Raw genomic sequence first — 874 nt, 5'->3', positions numbered from 1 at the left:
TTGTATAATTATGATGCAAAGATACTAAAGGCAAACCCCACAAACTAAAGAACATAGCACACAGTTGAAACAGGATTGCCAACTCAAAATTACACTTCACTTTTTATTGGCATCCTTAGCAGAACAGGAAAATAATGACCAGAAAACAGCCTTAACTTGTAAAAGGTCTGGTGGTGGGAAATATCTGTGATTCCTGTCTTATATACCTTTTTCAAAATTTACCACCAGACCAAGGTTTAAGAGTATAGGAATGAACTATATAAAAATTAGTTAGCTGGAAATAATTTTTTTATTTGTTCTACAACTCTATTGATTGCTCCTTTCATATCTCCATTTTTATCCCATCCCAAACCCCAAGCACCTCTACAAGATGCAACAGGCTTACCTGTCATATAATCTACGAAATTTACACTTACAACAGATTCTTCATCATTTTGTGATGCAGAGAATCGAACAAGTAGTAATTGTTTTTTTTGCTCAAAAGATAATTCATTAATTCGTTTATCACCAATCACTTCTAATCTTGTTGATTCCAACGCGTCATAAACTTTTACCTCAATATCCATCAATGCAGCAGAACCGCTATAATTCATAACATCAACGAGAGAAGCATATTTGTACTTTTCAAGATTCGCAGAATTAGAAACAACAGACCTACTTGCTGTACACGACACCAAACAAATTACAACAACTGTCAAAAATAATACTGTTTTTTTCATGCTATTATCGTTTATACTTGAAAAACAAAAATATTCAAAATACTTATGCTTTTACTTATTCCCACACAAAAAAGGAATAATAGAATGATTATTTTTCAGGAGGGAAGAAGTAACGACAAGGCAAGCAGAAAATAAGCAGTATATACTTGCTCCCT

The 874-nt window shown here is 33.0% G+C and carries 1 protein-coding gene; it reads right to left on the bottom strand.

Features of this window, described 5'->3' with window-relative positions:
* Positions 1 to 266: 266 nt before the first annotated feature.
* Positions 267 to 719 carry a hypothetical protein gene (locus D1136_RS10785; RefSeq protein ID WP_161877622.1) on the bottom strand — a complete coding sequence of 151 codons (453 nt, stop codon included), beginning with the start codon at positions 717 to 719 and terminating at the stop codon, positions 267 to 269.
* Between the last annotated feature and the right edge of the window lie 155 nt (positions 720 to 874).

This window comes from Odoribacter sp. Z80 (assembly GCF_009935865.1).
Taxonomy (GTDB): domain Bacteria; phylum Bacteroidota; class Bacteroidia; order Bacteroidales; family Marinifilaceae; genus Odoribacter.
This window is presented reverse-complemented; position numbering and strand designations above follow the sequence as displayed.